Annotated in this window: 21 protein-coding genes and 2 pseudogenes; 14 read left to right on the top strand and 9 right to left on the bottom strand. The window is 59.0% G+C overall.

Annotation, left to right across the window (positions count from 1 at the left end; genetic code table 11):
* Positions 1–15: 15 nt before the first annotated feature.
* The 9 genes from JG739_RS30855 to JG739_RS30815 all read left to right on the top strand — a co-directional run bounded on the left by JG739_RS30855 (position 16) and on the right by JG739_RS30815 (position 8,208).
* Positions 16–1,122 (top strand): electron transfer flavoprotein subunit alpha/FixB family protein, encoded by a 1,107-nt coding sequence (locus tag JG739_RS30855; RefSeq protein ID WP_010913570.1) that lies wholly within the window; start codon positions 16–18, stop codon positions 1,120–1,122.
* 11 nt (positions 1,123–1,133) lie between these two features.
* Positions 1,134–2,441, top strand: coding sequence for an FAD-dependent oxidoreductase (locus JG739_RS30850; protein WP_027056558.1), 1,308 nt, complete (start codon positions 1,134–1,136; stop codon positions 2,439–2,441).
* 12 nt (positions 2,442–2,453) lie between these two features.
* Entirely contained in the window at positions 2,454–2,753 is a 300-nt protein-coding gene (locus JG739_RS30845) for a ferredoxin family protein (RefSeq protein ID WP_006333856.1), read from the top strand.
* A 156-nt stretch (positions 2,754–2,909) separates the two neighbouring features.
* On the top strand, positions 2,910–4,670 hold the full coding sequence (nifA, locus tag JG739_RS30840; RefSeq protein WP_044548983.1) for a nif-specific transcriptional activator NifA: 1,761 nt from the start codon (positions 2,910–2,912) through the stop codon (positions 4,668–4,670).
* Positions 4,671–4,920: 250 nt separating this feature from the next.
* Positions 4,921–6,402 carry a nitrogenase cofactor biosynthesis protein NifB gene (gene nifB, locus JG739_RS30835; protein ID WP_096453589.1) on the top strand — a complete coding sequence of 494 codons (1,482 nt, stop codon included), beginning with the start codon at positions 4,921–4,923 and terminating at the stop codon, positions 6,400–6,402.
* A gap of 32 nt (positions 6,403–6,434) precedes the next feature.
* Positions 6,435–6,629, top strand: a complete 195-nt coding sequence (locus JG739_RS30830) for a 4Fe-4S binding protein (RefSeq protein WP_010913566.1) — start codon at positions 6,435–6,437, stop codon at positions 6,627–6,629.
* A 90-nt stretch (positions 6,630–6,719) separates the two neighbouring features.
* Complete coding sequence (locus tag JG739_RS30825; RefSeq protein ID WP_096453587.1) at positions 6,720–7,046, top strand: nitrogen fixation protein NifZ; 327 nt, start codon at positions 6,720–6,722, stop codon at positions 7,044–7,046.
* On the top strand, positions 7,043–7,255 hold the full coding sequence (nifT, locus tag JG739_RS30820; protein ID WP_010913564.1) for a putative nitrogen fixation protein NifT: 213 nt from the start codon (positions 7,043–7,045) through the stop codon (positions 7,253–7,255). The genes JG739_RS30825 and nifT overlap by 4 nt, the downstream gene beginning before the upstream one ends.
* Before the next feature lie 41 nt (positions 7,256–7,296).
* Entirely contained in the window at positions 7,297–8,208 is a 912-nt protein-coding gene (locus tag JG739_RS30815; protein WP_044548978.1) for an SIR2 family NAD-dependent protein deacylase, read from the top strand.
* A 235-nt stretch (positions 8,209–8,443) separates the two neighbouring features.
* On the opposite strand, the gene JG739_RS30810 is transcribed toward JG739_RS30815, so the two are convergent.
* The 4 genes from JG739_RS30810 to JG739_RS30795 form a co-directional block, all read right to left on the bottom strand.
* The gene (locus JG739_RS30810; RefSeq protein WP_202364614.1) at positions 8,444–9,028 is read right to left on the bottom strand and encodes a hypothetical protein; all 585 of its coding nucleotides are present in this window, start codon (positions 9,026–9,028) and stop codon (positions 8,444–8,446) included.
* Positions 9,029–9,263: 235 nt separating this feature from the next.
* On the bottom strand, positions 9,264–10,232 hold the full coding sequence (locus JG739_RS30805; protein ID WP_027033168.1) for a GDP-L-fucose synthase family protein: 969 nt from the start codon (positions 10,230–10,232) through the stop codon (positions 9,264–9,266).
* 72 nt (positions 10,233–10,304) lie between these two features.
* Positions 10,305–11,405: a GDP-mannose 4,6-dehydratase gene (gene gmd, locus JG739_RS30800; protein WP_010913561.1), complete on the bottom strand. Its 1,101-nt coding sequence runs from the start codon at positions 11,403–11,405 to the stop codon at positions 10,305–10,307.
* 142 nt (positions 11,406–11,547) lie between these two features.
* Positions 11,548–12,537, bottom strand: a complete 990-nt coding sequence (locus JG739_RS30795) for a nodulation protein NodZ (RefSeq protein WP_096453585.1) — start codon at positions 12,535–12,537, stop codon at positions 11,548–11,550.
* 462 nt (positions 12,538–12,999) lie between these two features.
* Between JG739_RS30795 and JG739_RS30790 the strand changes: the two are divergent.
* A pseudogene (locus JG739_RS30790) lies at positions 13,000–13,395 on the top strand (IS481 family transposase); the annotation flags it as partial.
* Positions 13,396–13,468: 73 nt separating this feature from the next.
* Here the strand turns inward: JG739_RS30790 and JG739_RS30785 are convergent.
* Positions 13,469–14,635: an NAD(P)/FAD-dependent oxidoreductase gene (locus JG739_RS30785; RefSeq protein ID WP_202364613.1), complete on the bottom strand. Its 1,167-nt coding sequence runs from the start codon at positions 14,633–14,635 to the stop codon at positions 13,469–13,471.
* A gap of 132 nt (positions 14,636–14,767) precedes the next feature.
* Positions 14,768–14,905, bottom strand: coding sequence for a methionine adenosyltransferase domain-containing protein (locus JG739_RS35770; protein WP_446720348.1), 138 nt, complete (start codon positions 14,903–14,905; stop codon positions 14,768–14,770).
* 66 nt (positions 14,906–14,971) lie between these two features.
* Between JG739_RS35770 and JG739_RS35765 the strand changes: the two genes are divergently transcribed.
* Positions 14,972–15,241, top strand: a complete 270-nt coding sequence (locus tag JG739_RS35765; protein ID WP_244749646.1) for a hypothetical protein — start codon at positions 14,972–14,974, stop codon at positions 15,239–15,241.
* 223 nt (positions 15,242–15,464) lie between these two features.
* On the opposite strand, the pseudogene JG739_RS30775 reads toward JG739_RS35765, so the two are convergent.
* The 3 genes and pseudogenes from JG739_RS30775 to JG739_RS30765 all read right to left on the bottom strand — a co-directional run.
* A pseudogene (locus tag JG739_RS30775) lies at positions 15,465–15,986 on the bottom strand (IS3 family transposase); the annotation flags it as partial.
* 77 nt (positions 15,987–16,063) lie between these two features.
* Positions 16,064–17,431, bottom strand: coding sequence for a sigma-54-dependent transcriptional regulator (locus JG739_RS30770; RefSeq protein ID WP_172352494.1), 1,368 nt, complete (start codon positions 17,429–17,431; stop codon positions 16,064–16,066).
* Entirely contained in the window at positions 17,428–19,299 is a 1,872-nt protein-coding gene (locus JG739_RS30765; protein ID WP_244749645.1) for a sensor histidine kinase, read from the bottom strand. The genes JG739_RS30770 and JG739_RS30765 overlap by 4 nt, the downstream gene beginning before the upstream one ends.
* A gap of 256 nt (positions 19,300–19,555) precedes the next feature.
* Between JG739_RS30765 and JG739_RS30760 the strand changes: the two genes are divergently transcribed.
* The 3 genes from JG739_RS30760 (at position 19,556) to nifA (JG739_RS30750) (ending at position 24,711) form a co-directional block, all read left to right on the top strand.
* Entirely contained in the window at positions 19,556–20,989 is a 1,434-nt protein-coding gene (locus JG739_RS30760) for a dicarboxylate/amino acid:cation symporter (protein WP_202367708.1), read from the top strand.
* Positions 20,990–21,307: 318 nt separating this feature from the next.
* Positions 21,308–22,339, top strand: coding sequence for a LacI family DNA-binding transcriptional regulator (locus JG739_RS30755; RefSeq protein WP_010913552.1), 1,032 nt, complete (start codon positions 21,308–21,310; stop codon positions 22,337–22,339).
* 629 nt (positions 22,340–22,968) lie between these two features.
* The gene (gene nifA / locus JG739_RS30750; protein ID WP_202367707.1) at positions 22,969–24,711 is read left to right on the top strand and encodes a nif-specific transcriptional activator NifA; all 1,743 of its coding nucleotides are present in this window, start codon (positions 22,969–22,971) and stop codon (positions 24,709–24,711) included.
* Positions 24,712–24,839: the final 128 nt, after the last annotated feature.

The raw sequence follows: 24,839 nt of genomic DNA, 5'->3' as shown, positions 1-24,839 counted from the left end.
CGGCAAGGAGAGATGATGTCGAACGCGAACCGCGAAGCCCCTCCTTCCGCCGGCCGTGCCGGCATCAAGAGGGAATTGCCTGAGCACTTTAGGGACTATCGGCACGTCTGGGTTTTCATCGAACTGGAACGCAGCGAGGTCCATCCCGTGTCCTTCGAACTGCTTGGCGAAGGCCGCAAGCTCGCCGACAAGCTAGGCATCCAGCTTGCGGGGATCGTGCTTGGACCGCCGGGTGACGCGACGCAGCATGCCGTTGCCGAGGCCTTCGCTTACGGCGCCGACCTTGTCTACCTCGTCGAGGCACCGTTGCTTGCCGACTATCGCAACGAGCCTTTCACTAAGGCGATGACGGATCTGGTCAATACCCACAAGCCGGAAATCCTGCTTCTCGGTGCGACCACGCTCGGCAGGGATCTCGCTGGCTCAGTAGCGACGACCTTGCTGACAGGGCTCACTGCCGACTGTACCGAACTCGATGTAGATGTCGACGGTTCGCTCGCCGCGACCCGTCCGACTTTCGGGGGTTCCTTGCTGTGCACGATCTATACGCTCAACTACCGGCCGCAGATGGCCACGGTACGACCGAGGGTTATGGCCATGCCACCGCGGACGGACAAGCCGGTCGGGCGTGTCATCCGGCACAAGCTGTCAATGACCGAGGAAGAGATCATCACCAAAGTCCTTGGCTTCAACCTCGATCGCCAATCGGCAAAGGCAAATCTCGCCTACGCCGACATCGTGGTTGCCGGAGGCCTCGGTCTCGGCTCAGCGGAGAATTTGCAGCTTGTGAAGAATCTAGCGCGGGCAATCGGCGCCGAATATGGCTGTTCGCGCCCGTTGGTCCAGAAGGGCTGGATGCCTGCCGATCGGCAGGTTGGCCAAACGGGCAAGACCATCCGGCCAAAGCTTTACATAGCGGCCGGGATTTCCGGCGCCATTCAGCATCGGGTTGGCGTGGAGGGGGCTGATTTGATCGTAGCCATCAACACCGACCCGAACGCCCCGATCTTCGAATTTGCCCATCTCGGCATCGTCACCGACGCAATCCGTTTCCTGCCGGCATTGACGGAAGCTTTCACCCGGCGGCTGTCGCCGCACAGCCACGACAAGCTTGCGAGCTAAGGGAGAGGGCCATGATCGAGGAAGAATTCGACGCCATCGTCGTCGGGGCCGGTATGTCCGGAAACGCGGCCGCCTACACCATGGCAAGCCAGGGCCTGACGGTGCTGCAGTTGGAGCGCGGCGAGTATCCGGGCTCCAAGAATGTCCAGGGCGCCATCATGTACGCCGACATGTTGGAGCAAATCATTCCGGATTTCCGGGATGATGCGCCTCTCGAGCGGCATCTGGTCGAGCAGCGATTCTGGGTGATGGACGACACCTCCCACACCGGGATGCAGTATCGATCGGACGATTTCAACGAGGCGAAGCCCAATCGCTACACGATCATCCGCGCCCAATTCGACAAGTGGTTTTCGCGCAAGGTGCGCCAGGCCGGCGCGACGGTGCTGTGCGAGACGACGGTGACCGAACTTGTCCGCAATGCCAGCGGCAAGGTGATCGGCGTGCGCACCGACCGGGCTGGCGGGCCGATCTACGCGGACGTCGTCGTGCTCGCAGAAGGTGTCAACGGACTGCTCGGTACACGGGCCGGCCTGCGCAAGATGCCGAAGCCAGAAAGCGTGGCGCTCGCTGTCAAGGAAATGCATTTCCTACCCGATGAGGTCATTGAGCAGCGGTTCGGCCTCCAGGGCGACGAAGGCTGCGTGATCGAAGCGGCGGGCACGATTTCCCGCAGCATGGCCGGACTGGCCTTCCTCTACACCAACAAGGAGTCGATCTCTCTCGGCATTGGCTGCCTCGTCTCCGATTTCGCCCAGACAATGGAGAGCCCTTACGTCCTCCTCGACAACTTCAAAAACCATCCTTCGATCCGGCCGCTGATCGCGGGCTCGGAAGTCAAGGAGTATTCCGCGCATCTCATTCCCGAAGGTGGCTACAAGGCAATTCCGCAGCTCTTCGGCGACGGTTGGGTGGCGGTCGGTGATGCCGCCCAACTGAACAACGCTATTCACCGCGAGGGTTCGAACCTTGCCATGACTTCCGGTCGCATCGCGGGCGAGGCAATCATTGAGATCAAGGGCCGCAACCAGCCGATGATCAGGAGGAACCTCGCCCTCTACAAGACCATGCTGGACAAGTCCTTCGTAGTCAAAGACCTGATGAAATATAAGGACATGCCGGCCCTGATACACACCAATTCCCGCAATTTCTTCATGACTTACCCGCAGTTGATGTCGCAGGCCGCGCAGAACTTCATGCGGGTCGACGGAACCCCGAAAATCGAGAAGGAAAAGGCGACCACTGCTGCCTTCATCAAGGCGCGTTCGCGCTGGGGGCTGATCAGCGATGTGGTCCGCCTGGCACTCGCCTGGCGCTGAAGGAGAAACAGGATGACGATGGCCGTGACGAAGTTACGTGTCGAGGAGAAGCTTTATCAGAACCGCTATCTGGTCGATCCGGGCCGCCCGCATATCAAAGTGCGACCGCACGAGAGGCCGAGCGCGAACCTGCTCGCGCTGACACACATCTGCCCGGCCAAATGCTATGAGTTGAACGACAAGGGACAGGTGGAGACCACTTCCGACGGCTGCATGGAATGCGGCACCTGTCGCGTGCTGTGCGAGGCCAGCGGTGAGATCGTGTGGAATTACCCGCGCGGCGGCTTCGGCGTTCTCTTCAAGTTCGGATGACTGGCGCAAAGAGCGGGAAACGAGAGGCTCGGAATGCGGTCAAGACCGCCAATATTGTTCACAATTGCCGAAAGGCTGAAAATACTATGTTTCTGGAACTCAAAATACAAAAAAGGGCCTGGGAGGAGCACCTTGGACAACCCTTGAGGTGTTTGCATGGCTCACATGCTTCCAGATCAGGTCGGTGAAATTGTATCTCGGAACACCCCGCCTGAACCTGCGGTCGAAGCGGCGCGCAATGCGGACAGCTTGCTCGGGGGAATCTACGAGATATCGAAGATTCTGACTGCCCCGACCCGGCTGGAGATTACGCTTGCCAATGTCGCGAATATCCTCTCCTCGTTTGTGCAAATGCGTCATGGCGCAATTGTCGTCCTGGACGCTGAAGGAGAGCCGCAGATTAGCGCAACTACCGGCGGCGCTGTGCCTCAGTCAGCCATCGGCAGTGTCATACCCCAGGCCGTAATAGACAAAATCGTCGCTACTGGAGTGCCGATCGTCATACAAGACACAAGCACGTCGGAGCTGTTTCAGGCCGATCCTCAATCGACCAGCGGCACGATCGCAACTGCGTTTATCGGTGTCCCGCTAAAGGCTGAGGAAAAGATCTTCGGGACGCTGTCGATCGACCGGGTCAGGAACGGTACCACCAAGTTCCGTTACGAGGAGGACTTACGTTTCCTGGCCATGGTCGCCAATCTGGTCGGCCGGACCATCCGCCTGCATCGCACTTTGAGCACGGCTGGTCAGCGACTTATCGAGAAGCAACCGAGACCAGAGCAATCGCTCGACGAGGACAGGACCCATCCGGCCCGACATCCGCATGTCAAGATCGACGGAATCATCGGAGAAAGTCCCGCACTCAAGCAAGTGCTGGAGATCGTCTCGGTCGTGGCCAGGACCAATTCTACCGTGCTTCTGCGAGGCGAAAGCGGTACCGGCAAGGAGTTCTTTGCACAGGCCATCCATAAGCTTTCGCATCGGAGGGAGAAATCCTTCGTCAAATTGAACTGCGCCGCATTGCCCGAAAGCGTCTTGGAATCGGAGCTCTTTGGCCACGAGAAGGGCGCCTTCACCGGGGCTATCCTGCAGCGCGCCGGCCGGTTCGAATTGGCGAATGGCGGAACCCTGCTGCTTGATGAAATCGGCGAGATTTCGCCTGCCTTTCAAGCCAAGCTGTTGCGCGTCTTGCAGGAAGGAGAACTTGAGCGAGTGGGCGGCACCAGGACCCTAAAGGTTGACGTGCGGCTCATATGCGCCACCAACAAGGACCTCGAGATGGCTGTCCGGAATGGAGAGTTCAGGGCCGACCTTTATTACCGCATCAATGTGGTGCCAATAGTCTTGCCTCCCCTCAGAGAGCGGCCGGGCGATATTCCACGCCTTGCCAAAGCTCTCCTCGATAGATTCAACAAGGAGAACCATCGCGATCTTGCCTTCACGCCGTCGGCGCTTGACCTGATCTCGCAATGCTATTTCCCTGGCAACGTGCGTGAGTTGGAGAATTGTGTGCGACGGACGGCCACACTTGCGCGATCAATGACAATAACTCCGTCGGATTTCGCCTGCCAGAACAGCCAGTGCCTTTCTTCGCTTCTGTGGAAAGGAGTCGGCCGTTCGCACGGCGCCTATGCCGTCGACGAGTTCGCACGTGGCAATATGATGCCGGTTGGATCGCCGCTGCCTGCCATGCGAGTCGGCCCCTCCCAGAATGAGGCATCGCCCGGCGAGACCTGCGACCCCAACCATCCAGCTTGCCCAGCAATCAACCAGCGTCTGACGGAACGCGACCGACTGATCGATGCGATGGAGAAAGCCGGCTGGGTTCAGGCCAAGGCGGCTCGTTTCCTCGGTCTCACGCCGCGGCAGGTCGGCTATGCTCTGCGCCGGCATCATATCGAAGTGAAGAAGTTCTAAACGTCCCTGATGACATCAAACGTGGGGGCGCGGTTGCTGCCCGCACCGGGCGTAACTGAGACAAGACGTCACTTTTCGCGTTGCTTTTGACCGTTGTCGGCGACCTGACAAAACCGTGTCGCAGGAAACGGACACAATTGGACACAAAAGGCCGACGTAAAAGCCAACATGACGGATAAGACCGCTTTTGGGGTTGGCATATCTCTTGCGCTCTGAAGTGCGATGTTCACACCACGCACGGAGCCGCTCCATGTCCGCACCGATGATTTCGCTACAGGGCCTTTCCGGCACGACAGTCTTCGATCAGTCGCCGGCGAGAGCGAAATCCGGTGGCTGCGCATCTTCATCCTGCGGCTCCTCCGCGAAGCCGCACGAGATGGACTCGGCCGTCTGGGAGAAGATCAAGGATCATCCCTGCTTTTCAGAGGAAGCGCACCACTATTTCGCGCGCATGCATGTGGCGGTCGCCCCAGCCTGCAATATTCAATGCAACTACTGCAATCGCAAATATGACTGCGCCAACGAAAGCCGGCCTGGGGTCGTTTCGGAAAGGCTGACGCCCGACCAGGCGCTGCGCAAGGTGATCGGGGTTGCCAACGAAGTGCCGCAGCTTTCCGTGCTTGGCATCGCCGGACCGGGCGATGCCTGTTACGACTGGAAGAACACAAAGGCGACATTCCAACGGGTCGCCAAGGAAATCGGCGACATCAAGCTGTGCATCTCAACCAACGGGCTCGCGCTGCCAGACCGCGTCGCCGAGCTTGCCGAAATGAATGTCGATCACGTGACGATCACCATCAACATGGTCGACCCGCGGATCGGTGCCAAGATCTATCCGTGGATCTTCTATGGCAACCGCCGTTATACCGGCGTTGAGGCCGCCACGATCCTGCACGAACGACAGATGTCGGGGCTGGAGATGCTGACGGCGCGCGGCATCCTCACCAAGATCAATTCGGTAATGATCCCCGGCGTAAACGATGAGCACCTGATCGAGGTGAATAAATGGGTCAAGGAGCGCGGCGCGTTCCTGCACAATGTCATGCCGCTGATTTCCGACCCGGCGCACGGTACGCATTACGGCCTGAGTGGGCAGCGCGGCCCCAAGGCAATGGAGCTGAAGGCCCTTCAGGATCGTCTCGAAGGCGGCGCCAAGTTGATGCGCCACTGCCGGCAGTGCCGGGCCGATGCTGTCGGCCTGCTCGGCGAGGATCGTGGCCAGGAATTCACGCTCGACCGGCTTCCCGACAAGGTCACGTACGACGCCAGCAAGCGCGAGACATATCGGGCAGTGGTCGCGCGCGAGCGGGGCGATCGCCTGGCGGCCAAGAGCGAGGCGCTCGGGATGGTCAAGACCGCAGGCTCCGGCAAATCGCTTCTGGTAGCGGTGGCGACCAAGGGTGGCGGCCGCATCAACGAGCATTTCGGCCATGCGAAGGAATTCCAGGTTTATGAGGCCTCTCCGAAAGGGATCAGTTTCGTCGGTCATCGCAAGGTCGAACAGTATTGCCTCGGCGGCCGGGCCGAGGACAAGAGCCTCGACGGCGTCATCTCTACGCTCGAAGGCGTAGACATCGTGCTGTGCGCGAGAATTGGAAATTGCCCCGAGGATCGTCTCAAGGAAGGTGGGATCCGAGCAACGGAGGCTTACGGGTATGACTACATCGAGACCGCGATCGGCGCGCTTTACGCCGCCGAGTTTGGGAGTGAGCCACTGGCTGCGACGGCCTGAGCCGCCTCATTCTAACCGAACCGGAGTTGAAAATGGCCTTTAAGATCATCGCTTCCCAATGCACCCAGTGCGGTGCCTGTGAGTTTGAATGCCCTTCGGGCGCGATTAAGTTCAAGGGCGAGACCTACGTGATCGATCCGAAAAAGTGCACCGAATGCGAGGGGACCTTCGAAACGCAGCAATGCGCCTCGGTATGTCCGGTGTCGAAGACTTGCGTCCCTGCCTGACCTCCATTTCGGCTACTGACACGGTCGAGGCGCCTCCGCAGGACCATCGACCTCCTGTTGGAAAGCTGCAGCCGAGAGAAAGGAACGGCCATGAGCCTCGGACGCGAACAGGACATCGAAATCCGTACACCCCCGCGATTCATGCCGGGTGAGCGGGTCCGCGCCACACGCCACATAAAAAATGACGGCACCTATCCGGGCAAGGAGATCGGTGAAAATCTGGTGCGCAAAGGCGACGAGGGCTATGTGCGCGACATCGGCACCTTTCTCCAGCAGTTCTACATCTATGCGGTCGAATGGGTCGATCGCGGCACCGTCGTCGGCATGCGTGCGCGTGAACTCATGAGCCTTGAGACGGCCCGGACTCCTTCCAGTGCCGAAATCGGTGCTGGGTTTGACGAAGGAACGGCCCGATGAGGGTAATGATCCGCAGGACCCGTGCTGGCTTGTCGGCATATATTCCCAAAAAGGATCTCGAAGAGCCGATCATCAAGGTCGACAACGAACACTTATGGGGTGGCGCCGTGACGCTGAAGAACGGCTGGCGGCTAGTCCTGCCCGACCTTCCGCGCGATACGCCTTTGCCGATTACCGTGGAAGCAAGGAAGATTTCCGACGAGGACTGACCTTCGGGTTGACACAAAGAGAGCGGCAAAGGGATACGAGCATGAACACAATGACCTCGGGCCATCTCGTCGTCATTCGGGACAGTTTTGCCGAAAGGCAGCTTGACCTTTTGAAGAAAGGGCTCGCGGCCGATCAGGTCATTCCCTATCTCGGCCCGGGTCTGCTTGAGATCCGCTCCGCGGGACCGCCCGTACCGCATACCCCCGAAGCCGTTGCCGCAGCGCTCAACAAGCGCGCGCCAGCCCCTTCGAAGATTCGCACCAACATGTGGTCGGTAGCGCAGTATATCGAACAGCGCCGGCACCGCCGGACGCTTCAAGTTTGGATGGCCGAAATATTCGCGGCCCCGGTGGTGCCGACCATCTTGCATGCCTGGCTTGCAACGCTGCCGCTCTCCGTGATCGTCGACAGCTGGTACGACGGTGCCATGCGCGCGGCTCTAATACAGACCCGCCGAACGGACGTCGTCGAAATACAGGGCGTAACACGGGCGCACGAGATCGGTGACATTTGGACGAAAGCCTACGATTTGTCCGGGATATTACTCGAATCCGCACCAGCGGCGAAGACGGTTCTCTACGCCCCTCACGGCGGTGCCAGGCCGGCCGCAAACTTCCTCGTCGCAGATTCCGACTACGTTGAAGTGCTGAGCGAAATCGACATCCAGACGCCGATCCCTGACCTGGTGAAGGAACGGCGAGCTAGTCGTGGTCTTTTCTTCATCGGCTGCCGCTTCAACGATCAGATGCTGCGCACCTATGCCCGGCAGATCATGAAGCGCTCCAATGGCCCACATTTTGCGGCAATCGATACAGCGACGCTGACCAAGAACGAGCGTCGTTTCCTTGCGGCAAGCGCAATCACGGTCATTGACATGCCGACGGGTCAGGCCGCAGCCCGTCTCGTCGGACTGGGCGAGACATTGCATGAAGCCAAACGGGGTATCGTTTGAGCCATTCTCAGACACCTCAACATTGCCGAAAAGGTAAAACGGGCAATTGACTTCCGGGTTTTTCAACAACTCCGAGAGGCACTCTGAAAAGCTACGACGGTTATTGCATTCGAGGCTGCAGCGGATATGGCATTCGATGCTGCGGATGAACACAGCGGCGACGGGCTCGAACCAGCCGAGCAGAGCATAGTCTGGCGCCAGGGTTGTCGCGGCGAGCGGTCGCAGCTGATCGGCTTCACTTGGCGGTAAAAGCTGTGGCACGGCGCGATGACCAGGGCCGGTTGGGGTCGATGCCAATCGAGCTAAGGCCAAGCGTGCTCACCGCATAGGCGGTCACCTGCCACTGCCATCCCAGAGCGTCAGGATGATCGCGTTGCGCGACAGCTTGGCGCGCCGCAGACGCGAGCGATTGGTTCAGGGCAGCCCGCTTCGCCATCAACGAGACCCGCTGCTGCATGAGTTGTAACGCCCGCACCACGGCGCCGCGAATCCGCGCTTGTGGCGCCATGACCTTGAGGCGAGTGAGTTCGGCGCTAACAACGCAGACTGAACCAATCCGATCAGCCCGGCCCATGCCGGAGAGCACGGCGACCAATGCCGCCAGCTCCACCACGCAGGGGACACGATCCCGCCTGCGGCTAAGCGCGAGTTGAAAAGCATACGTCGACGCCCGCCATTTCCGCATGCACCGCCTTGGATAAGGCCTGCCTCGAGGCATGATGCGGGCCTGGTTGGCTTTCCTGTCGATGCCAGCTTCGTAAGCAGCGGCTCCCGCGAGGTCGAGCAGTTCTAACTGGCGGCTTGAGTTGACGGCGCTCACGCACAGCCGTTCCAGGTGCGGCCAGTTATGCGGCCTTCCCCTTCCCATTTGGCTTGGGCAAGCTTCTGGGTGATCCTCTGCATCGCCGGTCGCAGAGAGGTCCGGTCTGCAAAGTCAGCACAGGCCACTATTGCGGCCGCCTCGAGATGTATGCGTCCCTCTCATCTGTTTGGCCGGACTGGGCGAGCTTGCACCCGGTCGGACATGCAGTCCAACCTGGATGCGCGCTTCCACATCAAGCCGCATGAAGGCGAAGAAAATCCTCATACGTCGCTTGCAACCCGGCACCAAGGGACGTTTTGGCTTTCCAGCCAAGGTTACGCAAGCGCGTTACGTCCAGTAGCTTGCGCGGAGTACCGTCTGGCTTCGTCGTGTCGAACACCAAATTGCCCTCCCAGCAGACCGCCGCCTTGACGAGTTCCGCCACCTCGCGAATTGTGACGTCCTCACCAACGCCAACATTAATCAGGGGCGCAGTGTCGGGGGCTGTCAAGGCGTCAAAATCCGAATCTGGCAGGCCAAGCAGGAACGCAATGGCATCGCCTACATCCGACGAATACATAAACTCTCGCCGAGGATTTCCGGATCCCCAGACCCCCACAGAGGAGTCGCCGTTCATTTTAGCTTGATGAAAGCGGCGTATCAGAGCAGGCAGAACGTGACAATTTTCGGGGTGATAATTATCGCCGGGACCATATAAATTGGTCGGCATCAACGCGAGATAGCGCGCCTTGTACTGCCGGTTGAAAGACCAGCACGATTCGACACCTGCGATTTTTGCCAAAGCGTAGGGACGATTCGTCGCTTCAAGCGGACCGGTGAGAAGGTATTCCTCCCGTATCGGCTGCGGACAGTCGCGTGGATAGATACACGAGGAGCCAAGAAAAATCATCCGTTCGACGCCGGAAGCGTAAGCGGCATCAAAAACACTGACTTGAATCGCGAGGTTGTTATGAAGGAAATCGACAGGGGAGCTGGCGTTCGCCAGTATACCACCAACCTTCGCGGCGCACATAACGACGTAATCTGGCCGCTGCGACATGAAGAACCTGCGCGTCTCGCTCCGGTCAAATAGATCCAGTTCGTCGTGAGTACGTGTTATTATCTCATAGGATCCTAACGCCTCGAGGGCTCTCATCGTGGCCGATCCAACAAGGCCGCGATGGCCTGCCACATAGACTTTCTTCATCTTTTTGTTTTCCATTGTTAACGCTCTGGGCGCTCCTTAAGAAGGCCACCATAGCACTGACAACAACCCCGCATGGCGCCGCCGTTGTCAGCATAACTCTCGTGGACTGTGTGAATAATAACCCTGATTCATCAGCACTGCTTCACGCTCCGCCATGCGCAAATCTTCCCGAACCATCTCCCTAACCAATTCGATGAAGGAGATTTTGGGCTCCCACCCAAGTTTTTCTTTCGCCTTGCGGGCATCGCCGAGAAGTGTCTCGACTTCTGCAGGACGAAAATAGCGGGGATCTACTTTTACGATCAGAGCTCCCGTCTTTGCATCGTACCCCTCTTCGTCGACCCCTTCCCCCACCCAACGAACATCGATGCCGAGTTCAGCGGCCGCGACGGTGACGAATTCGCGCACCGAATGTTGCTCACCGCTAGCGATCACAAAGTCTTCAGGTTGCTGCTGCTGCAGCATCAACCACTGCATCTGGACGTAGTCTCGAGCGTGCCCCCAATCGCGACGCGCATTAAGGTTGCCGAGGAATAGAGTGCGTTGCATTCCAAGCTTAATCCGAGTCAAGGCGCGCGTGATTTTGCGAGTTACAAATGTTTCTCCGCGCGCAGGTGACTCATGATTAAATAAAATGCCGTTACATGCATACAAATTGTAAGATTCTCGATAATTTACGGTGATCCAGTGAGCATACAATTTGGCAACAGCGTAGGGGGACCGGGGGTAGAACGGTGTCGTCTCGGTCTGTGGCGTTTCCCGCACCAGCCCGTAGAGCTCAGACGTCGAGGCTTGGTAGTAGCGCGTATGCTTGACGAGCCCCAGGATCCGAATTGCCTCGAGGATACGCAGCGCACCCAAGGCATCGGAGTTCGCGGTGTATTCTGGTTCTTCAAAGGAGACTGCAACGTGGCTCTGAGCTGCCAAATTGTAAATTTCGTCCGGCTGAACCAGTTGGATGACGCGCGTAAGGCTCGACGAGTCTGTCAAGTCCCCGTGGTGAAGTGTAAGATCAACGCCACTTTCATGAGGGTCATGATAGAGATGGTCTATACGGCCAGTATTAAAAAGAGACGATCGTCTCTTTATCCCATGCACAGAATAGCCCTTTTCTAAAAGCAATTCTGCGAGGTAGGAACCGTCTTGTCCCGTAACCCCGGTGATTAAAGCTACTTTTCTCTTTGACAAGCTTGAATCCTTTTGATTTTGACGCGCCCATGAAAACGCTCGCCTGCGGCGGGATTGCGTGGCGAGAAAGGGGCGTATTGGGCAGGGCGAACGGGGGCCTCTGCGCGAAGGCAAGGGAGAGTTCGATCGGGATGCCAGCCTTTCATGGAGCCGGGGAACGTTCGAAAGTGTTGTCGATCAAGATCAAACGACGCGGGTCATTCAAATCGAATTCGACAATTCGTGGCACGAAGAGGCGGGCGTAGCGGGTGAAGGCGCTAGTCGGAGGAAAGCGAATAACAGTGTCGCATCGACCGAGGAGATACATCTCAACGAGCGCGGAAAACCCCCCGTCGGTGCCCAGTGCTGCACTGTGTAAGGGGCCGGCCTGATCCGCCTGGAAGCGTTTTGGGACGGTGAAAAGTTCGGGAAATACGCCCGACAGGTGATCAACAACCTTGGCGCTGTCTGTACACAAGAACACCCTTACAGGTCTTGAATGCGGTTGCGCCTTGGCCATACGAATGGCAGTGCATACCTGCTCTAAGGCAACCTTCGGATCAGCCCAGTAAGGTGCGTGATCCATAATATCTTCGCCGTTGCCGTGGCGGACATGGACTCCAATTATGCTGTGCCCGTCAAAATGTTCCTGGTAGAGCGCTTCAATGCGATCCTCAATTTCGACCCTCGGTGTGATGCTCCTAAATATGGTTCGCTCGGCCTTTTCATCGCAGCGCCACATCAAGCAAGCATCACACACTACCGTGTTGGCTTCACAATCATCTTGGGCCTGGAAAAGATCGTTAAGCTCGTCACGTTCTTGGAAAATCTGTTCATCCGGACGGTACACGCAGTCGATGGATGGCTTGTTCCACCACGACGGGAAGAAGGGACCAGGGAATGAGACGTGGTTGATCTGGTCATCGCAAATGACCCGTACACCACCGATATCCTCAATTGGCTTGAAGAAAGCTGGAAAGGCATTCGCAAACGGGTTGTCAAGGTAACAAGAGCCGCGCCAATCTATTGCTAAAGCTCGTCCCGTCCGATGTGCGTAGTCCCAAGCCGACGCGAGAGACCACAGGCAATCACCGAGACCCGTGCGCCGTCGAGAAACAACGAACCGATCGTTCCTTGAGCGATCAACAAGCATCTAAATTGCCTCTCTCCAGAACACCACAAGCCTCAGCTTTGCTGCTGCGTTTGAGGCAAGCGCCTGCGCAATTCGGGGAAGATTGTCGTGCTGTGCCAATGCGATGTAGCTTGCGTCTGTCGCGGAAGTGCCTGGCCGCGATGGACGCGCGCCTGGGCTGGTCTTCCGCGCAGACCAGAAAATGCTCTTCGGAGCCAACGCAAACATCAACCACTTTCCTTAAGGCTGCTACATTCTTGAATTCTTTCTATGCATCGTGCCGTAACATCGGTAAAATCGTCTGTTTCGATGAAACGCATCCACGCCATGGATGGCTAGCGACATGGGTTCCAGAGCGTTGGTTGTGAACCCGCTCGCTGTGCTCGACGCACCGCTAACCCCAGCGGAACCTCACGGTGACAGCACGCAGCATCGACCTAAGTAAGCCGGCCATGAGCGCGGGCCGCGGCCACGAAGCTTCGACTGGGCCAGGTTCTGCATGGGAGCGCCACAAAGAAAGAGGCGATGGGTCGAGCTGTAAGCGAGCCTGAGCTCGCTTTCGAAGCGCTATGCCATCAACCCCAAGACGGTCGCGAAGTGGAGGAGCGGAGTTCGACCGCCGATCTGCCCACCGGCCCCAGGGAGCCGAGATCGAAGGTGCTGTCTGCCGTAGAAGAGGACCGTTGTTGTGGCCTTCCGCCGCAACACACTGCTGCCGCTGGACGATTGCCTCTACGGCCTTGCAGCCGACGATCCCGCATCTGACGCGCTCTTCATTGCACCGATGTCTGCAGCGCAAGCATCGGCTTCTTCCACATTGATATTGCGGAGATCCCAACCGAACAGGGCAAGCTAAACATCAAGGCCTTTGTACCGCGGCACCGCCTGTCGCGAACCTTCGCGCCCCTCTGTCCCGCCGGCACCAAAGGAGACCGTCGCGGCGCCGTTGTTGCTAGATCACATTCAATTCCCTAAACGCCCGCCCTTCGGCGACACGGATGTACCCAAACGCGGAGCAATCGACCGTGCGGTAGCCGCCATGCACGAGAAGCTCGGCCAGCGCCTTGCCGACCGCCGGGGCCTGCTGCAGACCGTGGCCTGAAAATCCGTTGGCGAAGAGGAAATTTTTCACCTTGGGGTGCGGCCCGATCACCGCGTTCTGGTCGAGCGTGTTGTAATCGTAGTGCCCGGCCCAGGCGCGGGTAGGCTTGATGGCCTCGAAGGCTGGAATGCGGGTCGCCAGCACCGGCCAAATCACCTCTTCGAACAGCGGCCAGTCGACCTCGAAATCCTGGGGATCGGCCGGGCCGTCGCCCTCTTCCGGCTCGGCGCCGCCGGTGAGATAGACCGGGCCTTCCGGCCTGACATAGATGCCGGAGGGATCGACCAGCAGCGGCATGTCGGCATATTTTTCGCGCGCCTCGAAGACGAAGACATTGCGCTTGCGCGGCTCGACCGGCAGCGCCAGCCCGGCGAGAGCGGCGACCTTGCCGGCATTCGGCCCGGCGGCATTGAGGACGGTGCCGGCTTCGATCGTCTCGCCATTGTCGAGCCTGACGCCGGTGACACGGTGGCCCTGCCGCTCGATGCCGATGACCGAGGCGGTCATAAAGTCCACGTTCTTGCCGCGCAGCGCCTTGCGGAACAGCGTCAGCATCGCATGCGCGTCGAACCAGCCTTCGCCGGTCCGACCATAGGCGCCGGCAGAAATGCCTTCGGTCGACAGCCAGGCGAAGCGCTGCGTCAACTGCTCGGCATCCTCGAGCACGATGTCGGCGCCCTCGGCGATCTGCGCCTCGTGATTGGCCTTGAGGATCGGTAGCCCGGCTTCTCCGGCGAGGATCAGATAGCCGCTCTCGCGGAACCCGATATCGGCATCCGTGCCGAATTCTTCCTTCAGCCGCCGGAACAGTTTCATGGTGAACTGCGACAGGCGGATGTTCTGCGGGATCGAGAATTGCTGGCGAATGGAGGCGCAGGACAACGTCGTTGCCGCGTGCGCGAACTGCGGATCGCGCTCGATCAGCGCGATCGAGCCGGAAAACCCTTCCTCGCGCAGATAGTAGGCGATCGAAGAGCCGACGATGGCTCCTCCGATGATAACGATGTCGTAACGCACTTTTTTGTCGCCTTTCCGGTAACCGCCCGTGTCGATCACACAGCCGTCAGCATGATGTCGAAGCGCCTGCCGCGGCGGGCGCGGGCCTAGCGAGTTGAAAAGGGTTGCCGCATGCGCTTGATCCAGCGGCGCTCACGCAGCTGCCGGTCCTGCCCCACGCGGCAAGTCGTCGGCTCTGTCCGTCTTCTCCCAGGTGAACTCAGGCTCTTCACGGCCGAAGTGTCCGTATGTCGCCGTGTTGCGGTATATCGGGCGTACGAGATCAAGCATCTTGATGATGCCTTTCGGTCGGAGATCGAAAACATGCGAATCCAAACATGAGCCCTGATCCCGCCCTTGCTCGAGATCCTGCCATCGTCCTTCATCAACGCCCTGGCTGGTGTCGGGCGACTGCCCGGTGAGAGCCAGAACGACGGCGCAATTTCGACCATCAAAGCCGATGGCATCGTCGTAGCCAATATCGAGTATCGTATCGCGGGCGACTTGGGTGTAATCGATGTGCGCATGGCTGGTACCCTCGTCCTGCTGGCTTTGTCATTTCGCGCTCTTCGCAAATGCTGTTTGGCGGCGGAACATAAAACGACACCAGATTTCTGCCGCCACTGATCTCGAAAGTTGTGATGAGCGTACCATTGACAGCGATTTGCGCTCGCAACGATTCCATGAATTTCTTTGAAGGATCTGTTGCAACGCTAAACAACAACGCAACGAGATTGGCGGGGGCCTGGTAAGACGGCAAGCTCGAACTGGTTGGCCAAGAGGGAGGCGATCGGCGCACCTTTCCCCAGGCGACGTGCTAACTTGCATCGTGCACCTCATCCGCCATTTGCTAAATGTTTAGTCCCGGCATTTGCTGGAGCGGATTGAAAGTGAACGCTCGGGCTGGGAAGCCCATGCCTTCCAGATGAACTCGCAGGGCGTGAGGCCCTTGAGGGTCTTCAGCTTGCGGCCGAAATTGTAGGCCGCGACGAAGTCGGCAAGATGCCGACGCAGTTGGTCGCGATCGTCGTAGTGGAAGCGCTTGACGGTTGCGTCTTGATGGTCCGGTTCATTCTCTTGACTCTTCTCGCCGGCCTGTCGCCGTCGACATCTGGCAATCGGCCGATGCTTGCCTGCAGGCAGCGGTGGGAGCGCGTCAGATGCGTGACGTCGGCTGCAACGCGTAGAGGCAATCGTCGAGCGGCAGCAGCCTTGTTGCGGCGGAAGGCCACAACAACGGTTTTCCTCGACAGACAGAACTGTCGACTCCCTGGAGCCGGTGGACAGATCGCGGTCGAATTCCGCTTCTCCACTTCGCGACCGTCTTGGGGTTGATGCCATAGCGCTCCGAAAGCGACCTCAGGCTCGCTTCACCTAGCCCATAGTGCATCCTTTGAGTCGGACGAGAATGGCGAAATTTCTTTTCCGCGACATGCAAGCAAGAAGGCTTCAGCCAATGGCGGTTTTTCGATAATCGGCCGTGTCTATCCCATGTCGTTTCAGCTTGTCGTAGAAGGTCTTGCGGGGAACTCCCAGGACTTCGATCGTTCGCCTCACGTCGCCGCCGCATTCCTGCAAGGCATCGCGGATGACAGTCGCCTCATAAAGGCTGACCTTCTCGGACAAGTGGAGGCTTGATACCGCTTGTTCCTTTCGACCTGATGCAATGGGCGTGCCTAGCCTTTCAAGTCCCAATGCAACGCGATCGGCGAAATGCACGAGTTCACGGACATTGCCGGGCCAATTGTGGCTCACGAGGCGATCGCGCACGCCAGCGCTGATGTCCGGAACTGGCCTGCTGAAGCGTTTGGAGGCGCGTTCCAGGAAATGCCCAAAGAGCATCGGGATGTCTTCGCGCCTTTCGCGAAGCGGCGGGATGCGGAGCGTCACCACATTCAGCCGGAAATAAAGGTCTTCCCGGAAATCTCCGCGGGCGGCCGGATCGCCGAGATCGGCCTTGGTAGCCGACACGACACGAAGGTCGATGCTGCGGGTTTCGTTCGTGCCAAGCGGCGTGATCTGCCGGGTCTCAAGCACCCTCAGAAGCTTCACCTGGAGTGCTGGCGGCATCGACTCGATTTCGTCGAGGAAGAGCGTCCCTCCGTTCGAATGCTCGATGCGACCGGTCCTGCGCCTCTGCGCGCCAGTAAAGGCGCCTGCCTCGTGCCCGAAAAGTTCGCTATCGATGACGCTTTCGGGCAGCGCTCCACAATTCAGGGCAACGAAGGGCTTCGTGCGTCGTCTGCTCCAGCGGTGAAGCAGATCCGCGACCACCTCCTTGCCCGTGCCCGTCTCGCCTTCCACAAGGACATCCACATCGGTATCGGCGATCTGGCGGAGAGTTTCGCGCAATCGAATCATGGTCGGTGCCTCCCCGATCAGCGGGATATCGCCCGCAGATCGGACAACCGCATCCCTAAGACGTCTGTTTTCCAGGACCAGGCGCCGTTTTTCCGAAGCGCGATGCAGCGTCACGAGAAGCCGGTCGTTCGCATATGGCTTCGAGATGAAATCGTAGGCGCCATCCTTGATGGCGGCAACGGCCAGCTCGACGTCGGCATGCCCGGTGATCAGGACAACCGGAATTTCCGGGTCGATCGCCTTCACTCGCTCGAAGAGCTGAAGTCCGTTCAGCCCGGGCATACGGATGTCACTCACGACAGGGCCATCGAAGTTCCCGTCGATTCTGGCGAGTGCGGCCTCAGCCGAACCGAACACGCTCGGTGAGAACGAGGCAAGCTTCAGCATCTGCGTGGCTGCGCGAAGCACATCCTCGTCATCGTCGATAAAAATGACCGGTCCTGATTCAGCACTCATGCCGCTCGCCTCAGCTCGACCGTGAAGGAAGTCCCTCTCCCGTGGCCGGCATCATCATGCCGCAACGAGCCGCCGAGCTCACGTGCGATCTCTTGCGAAATGACCAGGCCAAGACCGAGACCCTTTTCCTTGTTGGTAACGAACGGCATGAAGAGGCTCCTGCGAATGTCGGGGGCAAGGCCGGGGCCGTTGTCCCGAAGGGAAATAGCGACCATTTCCCCGTTTTCGGCGAGCGCTATCTCGACGCGGGGCTCCGGTTGATCCTTCAGAGCGTCAAGCGCGTTCTGGAGAAGGTTGACGAGTATCTGCTCCAGTCGCATGCGGCTTGCCATGACAATTGGAGACGGATCGATCCGCTTCCGTTCAATCGTCACCCCGGAATCGCGAATTCGGCCTGAAAGAAGCGACAGAGCGCCGTCGATCGCGTCGTCCGCCAGTATCGGTCCTATCGATCCGCTGGCGCGGCGGGAAAAGGACCTTAGCGTTTCAGTGATCGTGCCGATCCTGCCGGTCATGGCGACGATCGAGGTCAGATTCTCGGCGGTTTCTTGCGACCGGCCGATCCCTAGAAGACGCGCGGCATTTTCAGCATAGGTGCGGATTGCGGCGACCGGCTGGTTGATCTCGTGGGCGACCCCGGCCGTTATCTGTCCCAGGATTGACAAGCGGTTCGCCTGGGCGAGTTCGTCGCGCAGGCGACGCACTCTTGCTTCAGCGTTCTCTCGCTCGGCGATCTCACCGGCGAGCGCTGCGTTCGAGCTTTGGAGCTCCGCCGTGCGCAGTTCGACGCGATGCTCCAGTTCCGCATTCAGCAACACAAGCACTTCTTGCCGCTGCCGGGCCGCCCGCCGCCGTCGAACAATGATGAAAATGACGAATCCAACGAGAACGAGGGCAAGCAGCGTTGTCACGCGGGCTGTCATGACCGCCGAGGAGATCTCGGTGTCGGCGGGGATGAGCAACGACATGCGCCAGCCCGGAACTGCTTTGCCGAGATCCTGCGAAACCGCAACGAAACCGGCTGATCGACTCTCAGGAGTTGCGGTGACCAGGTTGTCGCCGCGGCGGGAAAGCGGCACCGGCTCGAAAGTCACGCCCGGTAGCTGCAGACGATCGCGAGCGGTTTGCTTCTCCTTTGCGGAAAGCGGTGAGAGAGCGCCAAAACGCCATTGGGGCACGCTCGTGGCAAGAACCACGCCTCGCTCATCGGTCGTGAAGACCACGAAGCCGCTCTCCAGCCAACGCGACTCGACGCGGTCGAGCTCCACCTTCACCACAACCACACCGAGCGGCCCCTCCGGCCCATCGACCCGGCTCGACAGATAGAGACCAGGGCGCGCGCTAACCGTGCCGAGCGCATATTGCATAGCCGCGCCATCCGCCATCGCCTCGGTGAAGTAGTGGCGAAAGCGGTAATCGCTGCCGACGAAACTGGTCGGCTCGCCGGCGTTGCTCGCAGCGACCGCTACGCCCTCAGGATTAATGATGTAGAGTATAGAAGAGCCGGCGTCGCGCGCGATGGCGCGAAGCTTCTCATCAAGCGCGGCTTCGTTGGCAGTGCTCGGACTGCGAAGCATCTCCTGAACGGCACCGTCGCGTGCCAGAACCAGCGGAATCATTCGCTGCTTCTCGATCTCTCCTTTCAAACTGTCGGCTGCAAGCGGGAACGCGGCAAGAGCACGGTCGCGTAGGGCATACTCTGCTCTGGTGCCGGCGATGCGTCCCGTTGCAAAGACGACGAAACAGAGCGCCGCACCAAGAATTGCAAGCAAAACCACAAGCCAGAGAGATCGACCGCCGGATCTACCAGGGAAGACCAATGGGGCGCGCTGGAAGGCGCCATTACCCATGTCTTCTTCTTCTGCCATCGTATTCTTAAAACCGATCATTGACGAACCATAGTGCGGGGTTCCGCCAGAAGGGAAGGCGATCCGTGCGGAAAACCGCACAATCTTGCTGCGCGATTTGTTGAAGATACCTGAGGCTCCGGCGATTTCCGCGCTCTCTTGGCTTGGCACGGCTATTGCAGTCAACAACGCAGCAGCGTTCGACCGGGGCGCCGCGATGGGAGAAGCCGCGGGGAGGAACAGCCCGCCCCAAACCGGTCAGGGAGAGAAAACTTACATGTTGACCCCACTGGCTCCAAGCGTAAAGCGCGCACCCCGCAAGACCCTTTTTGCCAAGCCTTACGTGCAGGTGCTTGTCGCAATCCTGCTCGGAGTCGCGGTTGGCCATTTTTATCCGCAAATCGGAGAAAACCTGAAGCCGCTCGGCGATGCCTTCATCAAGCTCGTCAAGATGATCATCGCGCCCGTTATCTTTCTGACCGTGTCGACTGGAATTGCCGGCATGAGCGATCTTCAGAAGGTCGGCCGTGTTGCCGGCAAGGCGATGGTCTATTTCTTCACCTTCTCGACGCTCGCGCTTATCGTCGGCCTCATCGTCGGCAATGTCATTCAGCCTGGCGCCGGCCTCAACATCGATCTGACCTCGCTCGACGTCCAAGCCGTCAATGGCTATGCCTCAAAGGCCCATGAGCAGTCCGTGACCGGCTTCCTCATGAACATGATCCCGACCACGATTGTCGGCGCCTTTGTGGAAGGCGACATTCTACAGGTGTTGTTCTTCTCCGTCCTCTTCGGCATCGCGCTGGCGATGGTCGGAGAATCGGGCAAATCGGTTCTTTCCTTCCTTCAGGACCTCACTGCACCCGTTTTCAAATTGGTCGGCATCCTGATGAAAGCCGCGCCGATCGGTGCTTTCGGAGCAATGGCCTTCACGATTGGCAAATATGGCATCGGTTCGGTAGCCCACCTTGCGATGCTGGTCGGGACCTTCTATCTCACGGCCTTCCTCTTCGTATTCGGGGTTCTCGGTGCAGTCTGTCGCTACAACGGCTTCTCGATCTTTTCTCTTATCCGCTACATAAAGGAAGAGCTGCTGCTGGTCCTCGGAACGTCCTCCTCCGAGGCTGCGCTGCCCTCTCTCATGGCGAAAATGGAAAAGGCCGGCGCCAAGCGCTCGGTCGTGGGCCTGGTTATCCCGACCGGATATTCCTTCAATCTGGATGGCACCAATATCTACATGACCCTCGCGGCCCTTTTCATCGCGCAGGCGACGAATACGGATTTGTCAGTTGGCGATCAGGTCCTGCTGCTGCTCGTCGCGATGCTTTCCTCCAAGGGTGCAGCAGGTGTCACAGGTGCCGGCTTCGTCACGTTGGCCGCTACGCTCTCCGTAGTGCCGGCAGTTCCCGTTGCTGGAATGGCGCTGATCCTTGGCGTCGATCGCTTCATGTCGGAATGCAGGGCACTGACGAATTTGGTCGGTAACGCGGTGGCATCGCTCGTCGTCGCCCGCTGGGAAGCCGAACTGGATCAGGCGCAATTGAAAGCTGCATTCTGCGGCCACCAGCCTGCCGAGACATCAACCGGCCAGCCACTGATAACGCCCGCGCCGAGCAACTCGGCAGCATCGCTGCCGGTTGAACCGCCTGGCTGGTCCCAAACGCCGGACGATCGGGCCGCGGGTTCCAAACAAACTCTCGCGGGCCGATGAAATCAACAATCCCGAAATGCAGTGGGTGCAAAATCATCTGCGCCTTGCGAAGGTCTTGCACCGGTCACGACACACAAGCCCTCGATGATGCGCTTAATGCCTCCGAAGTTTGCGACGGTTCGTGGAACCGGGCGCGGAGCTGGGTCGGAGCCGTCGGCACGGCTGAACAATTCGCCCAGGCTCTACATTTCGGCTTCTACCTCGCACCATGCCACGACCAGAATTCGGTAGCGAACAGGATCAATGCAGGAATGACAGATTTTACTGAATCGACCTTTGCCGGATTTCTTCTTGATGTCGTTTAATCAGACTCGAACAATGGCGAAGCGACCCATAATTGCTGATATCGCCCGGGAAGCCGGGGTTAGTGTTGCCACCGTTGACCGAGTTCTGAATGCCCGTCATCCGGTGCGGAAGGAGACTGCGCAGCGGGTCTTAGCGGCGGCACAGGCCATCGGATATCACGCCGCAGGTCTTATCAAGCAGCGCCTGCAGCCGGACCTGCCGCAATATCGGCTTGGCTTCATCTTGAGAAAACCGACTCACCACTTCTACCAGGGCTTCGCGCGTGAGGTCGAAGCGGCGGTCAACGCGGCGAAGTGCTTCCATGGCACTTCGCTCATCGAATTCGCGCCGTCGCACATGCCATGCGACCTTATTCCATTGCTCAAGGAATTCGGAGCGCGCTGCCACGCGATCGCCATGGTGGCGCCGGACCATCCGGCGATCACGGCAGCCGTCCAAGAACTCAAGGCAAAAGGCATCCCCGTTTTCTCGCTGCTTTCCGATTTCGCCGAAGGTGTTCGTGAGGGTTATATCGGCCTCGACAACCGCAAGGTCGGGCGGACGACAGCGTGGATGCTTTCAAAGGTCGCAAGACGGCCGGGCAAGGTGGCGGTTTTTGTCGGCAGCCACCGTTTTCAGGGGCAGGAGCTGCGGGAGGTCGGCTTTCGCTCCTATTTCCGTGAGAATGCACCGGCATTCGAGCTGCTCGATCCGCTCGTGAACCTTGAGGCACGGCAGATCACCTACGAGGCCACGCTGGATCTCATGCAACGGGAACCCGAACTCACCGGCTTCTATGTGGCCGGCGGAGGTATGGAGGGAGCGATCTCCGCGCTCCGTGAAGAAGGCGAAAGCCGGGGTCTCGTCGCGATCGTTAACGAGATCACGCCGGAGTCACGGGCTGCACTCGCAGATGGCATGATCACGATGTCGGTCGCCACGCCCCAGCGCCTGCTTTGCCAGGAACTGATGACGCTGATGGCCCAGGCCATCAAGGTCGGCACTTCGGAGACGCTTGGGCAGACTTTTCTGCCGTTTGAGATCTATCTGCCGGAAAACATCTGAAAAACTGATAAAATACTATCATGAGAGCCTAATTTCCTTTCATTCATGAAAGAAAAGCAGCGGGAGTTTGATTGACTCACCTGCCTCATTCCGGTCTCGTTTAACAACGAATGATTGCTGCGCGGCGGAAGCCAGTCAGCCGAGAACGACGACCCGCACTTCATGAAGAGAGAGGAAAGCCATGCGTCAAGCATCGCTCCGCTTTGCGATCGACCGCATGACGCCGCCCCATCTTGCCAGGGCCGCACTTGCTCGCGGCCCGGGCCTGACTGGCATCGACATTAGCTATCATCTCGATGGCAATTTCATTGCGCGCGAAAAGCCGGCTGCAGACGTCCGTCTTGCCGACGGATCAATCGTCACGACTATCTTCATCAACGCCTTTACGTGCTTCAATGAATCGCCGCGTGCAAGGGCGAGGCGAGCAAACTCGTCGATTGTGCAGCGGCCTGCGGAGCGAAGACGCCGACGAATGCGATTCGCCAAGGACATCCACGCGCTGGAGGGTAGGCGCACTTGCCTCGGGCATCGATTTCATGGCGCGAGATGATGATCACATGCAACACGATACTCGCAACTGCGAGCAAAGTGCCAGGCAGATCTCGTCACGCTGCATATCGCTTCCAAAAATGAAAAAGTCCAATTCGAAGTCCGAGACGAATCATGTGGTCCCTATTGTGCCGTTGCACGAGAGGGCGCCGGACATCTTTGAAACGTCGACAGCGCTCACCGCTCCCTCTGGGCTGGAAGCCACGTTGGCCAACGTCGTCGACCTCCTGCCATCGTTGGTGCAGGTGCGGCACGGCATCATCTCGCTCTGCGATGGTGCCGGCATACCGGACATGACCGTCGGCGCCGGCTGGAGCGAAGGCAGCGATGAGCGCTACCGCAAGCATCTGCCACGGGCGGCGATCGACCAGATCATAACGACGGGCATGGCGCTCGTCGCCGAGAACATAGCGTTGGATCCGGCTTTCAACGCCGCCGACAAGGACGTGCTCGGGGCGTCCGACAACATGAAAGTGTCGTTCATCGGCGTACCCATTCGCGTCGATGCGAACGTCGTGGGCACGCTGACCATCGACCGCATCCTGGACAACAAATCAGGCTCCCTCCTCGATTACGACCTGCGCCTCCTTACCACAATCGCTAATCTGGTTGGACAGACAGTGAAGCTGCATCGCCTGTTCGCGTCCGACCGCGAGCGACTGATGGCCGAGAAAATCCGGATGCAAAAGCAATTCGGCGAACTCAAGCAGCCTGGGCATGAGGGCAAAAGGGCTCATGTCAAGGGGATCATTGGCGACAGCCCGGCGCTGCGCGGGCTGCTTGAGAAGGTCGCGTTAGTAGCCAGGTCCAACAGCACCGTTTTGCTGCGCGGGGAATCCGGGACCGGCAAGGAGCTGGTCGCCAAGGCCGTTCACGAGATGTCGGGACGCGCCAAGCGGCCGTTCATCAAGCTCAATTGCGCAGCGCTCCCTGAGACAGTCCTGGAATCCGAACTGTTCGGTCACGAAAAGGGGGCCTTTACCAGTGCATTCAACTCGCGCAAGGGGCGCTTTGAGCTCGCCGACAAGGGAACGTTGTTTCTGGACGAGATCGGTGAGATTTCGGCCTCGTTCCAGGCAAAGCTGCTGCGCGTGCTGCAGGAGCAGGAGTTCGAGCGCGTCGGCAGCAACCAGACGATTAAGGTCGACGTTCGCGTGATTGCCGCCACGAACAGGAACCTGGAAGACGCGGTTGCAAGGAACGAGTTTCGCGCCGACCTTTATTATCGCATCAGCGTTGTTCCCCTGCTGGTGCCGCCATTGCGCGAAAGGCGCGGTGATATTCCGCTCCTTGCCGCTGAGTTTCTCAAGAATTTCAACAGCGAGAACGGCCGTACGATGGTCTTCGATGCGAGTGCGACTGAAGTGCTGATGAACTGTGCTTTTCCCGGAAATGTCCGCGAGCTTGAAAATTGCGTGCAGCGGACGGCGACCCTGGCAGCGGGAGCGTCAATCGGCAGAAACGACTTTGACTGCTGCCATGGCCGATGCCTTTCCGCGATGCTATGGAAGCACGCATCGAAGGAGACTGCGCCGAAATCGGAGCCGATCGCACCATTGCCACTGAACCCGGCCATGCAATCGTCTGGTGCTTTTGCTTCGGCCGCCATTGGGGTCCCGCATGACGACAGCGAGCAGGCACTGCCAGCGCCTGTTCGGCTAGGCCTCGTAAGCGACGCGAAGATGACCGATCGCGAGCGTCTCATCGCGGCCATGGAAAGATCCGGCTGGGTACAGGCAAAGGCAGCGCGCCTGCTTGGACTGACGCCGCGCCAGATTGGTTACGCGCTGAGGAAATACGGTATCGAGATCAAGAATCTCTGAACCTGCTGTCGGATTTCAAGCGGGGCCACGAGATAGCGCGCGAGGCGAATAGCTGGGACAAATTAGCGTTGATTGGTACGGCTCGGACCTCCGTCGGTGAGGCGTTGCAGCCCTCCTGTTGGCGCCGG

The sequence above is a fragment of the Mesorhizobium sp. L-2-11 genome, assembly GCF_016756595.1.
Lineage (GTDB): Bacteria > Pseudomonadota > Alphaproteobacteria > Rhizobiales > Rhizobiaceae > Mesorhizobium.
The sequence above is the reverse complement of the archived record's forward strand: the minus strand, read 5'-3'. Positions and strand labels throughout refer to the sequence as shown.

Bases quoted from the DNA above. Each gene is read 5' to 3' on its own strand.
- JG739_RS30855 (WP_010913570.1), top strand. From the start codon at position 16: ATGTCGAACGCGAACCGCGAAGCCCCTCCTTCCGCCGGCCGTGCCGGC.
- JG739_RS30850 (WP_027056558.1), top strand. From the start codon at position 1,134: ATGATCGAGGAAGAATTCGACGCCATCGTCGTCGGGGCCGGTATGTCC.
- JG739_RS30845 (WP_006333856.1), top strand. From the start codon at position 2,454: ATGACGATGGCCGTGACGAAGTTACGTGTCGAGGAGAAGCTTTATCAG.
- nifA (WP_044548983.1), top strand. From the start codon at position 2,910: ATGGCTCACATGCTTCCAGATCAGGTCGGTGAAATTGTATCTCGGAAC.
- nifB (WP_096453589.1), top strand. From the start codon at position 4,921: ATGTCCGCACCGATGATTTCGCTACAGGGCCTTTCCGGCACGACAGTC.
- JG739_RS30830 (WP_010913566.1), top strand. From the start codon at position 6,435: ATGGCCTTTAAGATCATCGCTTCCCAATGCACCCAGTGCGGTGCCTGT.
- JG739_RS30825 (WP_096453587.1), top strand. From the start codon at position 6,720: ATGAGCCTCGGACGCGAACAGGACATCGAAATCCGTACACCCCCGCGA.
- nifT (WP_010913564.1), top strand. From the start codon at position 7,043: ATGAGGGTAATGATCCGCAGGACCCGTGCTGGCTTGTCGGCATATATT.
- JG739_RS30815 (WP_044548978.1), top strand. From the start codon at position 7,297: ATGAACACAATGACCTCGGGCCATCTCGTCGTCATTCGGGACAGTTTT.
- JG739_RS30805 (WP_027033168.1), bottom strand. From the start codon at position 10,232: ATGGAAAACAAAAAGATGAAGAAAGTCTATGTGGCAGGCCATCGCGGC.
- JG739_RS30795 (WP_096453585.1), bottom strand. From the start codon at position 12,537: ATGCTTGTTGATCGCTCAAGGAACGATCGGTTCGTTGTTTCTCGACGG.
- JG739_RS35770 (WP_446720348.1), bottom strand. From the start codon at position 14,905: ATGCTTGATCTCGTACGCCCGATATACCGCAACACGGCGACATACGGA.
- JG739_RS30770 (WP_172352494.1), bottom strand. From the start codon at position 17,431: ATGAGTGCTGAATCAGGACCGGTCATTTTTATCGACGATGACGAGGAT.
- JG739_RS30765 (WP_244749645.1), bottom strand. From the start codon at position 19,299: ATGGCAGAAGAAGAAGACATGGGTAATGGCGCCTTCCAGCGCGCCCCA.
- JG739_RS30760 (WP_202367708.1), top strand. From the start codon at position 19,556: ATGTTGACCCCACTGGCTCCAAGCGTAAAGCGCGCACCCCGCAAGACC.
- JG739_RS30755 (WP_010913552.1), top strand. From the start codon at position 21,308: ATGGCGAAGCGACCCATAATTGCTGATATCGCCCGGGAAGCCGGGGTT.
- nifA (WP_202367707.1), top strand. From the start codon at position 22,969: ATGAAAAAGTCCAATTCGAAGTCCGAGACGAATCATGTGGTCCCTATT.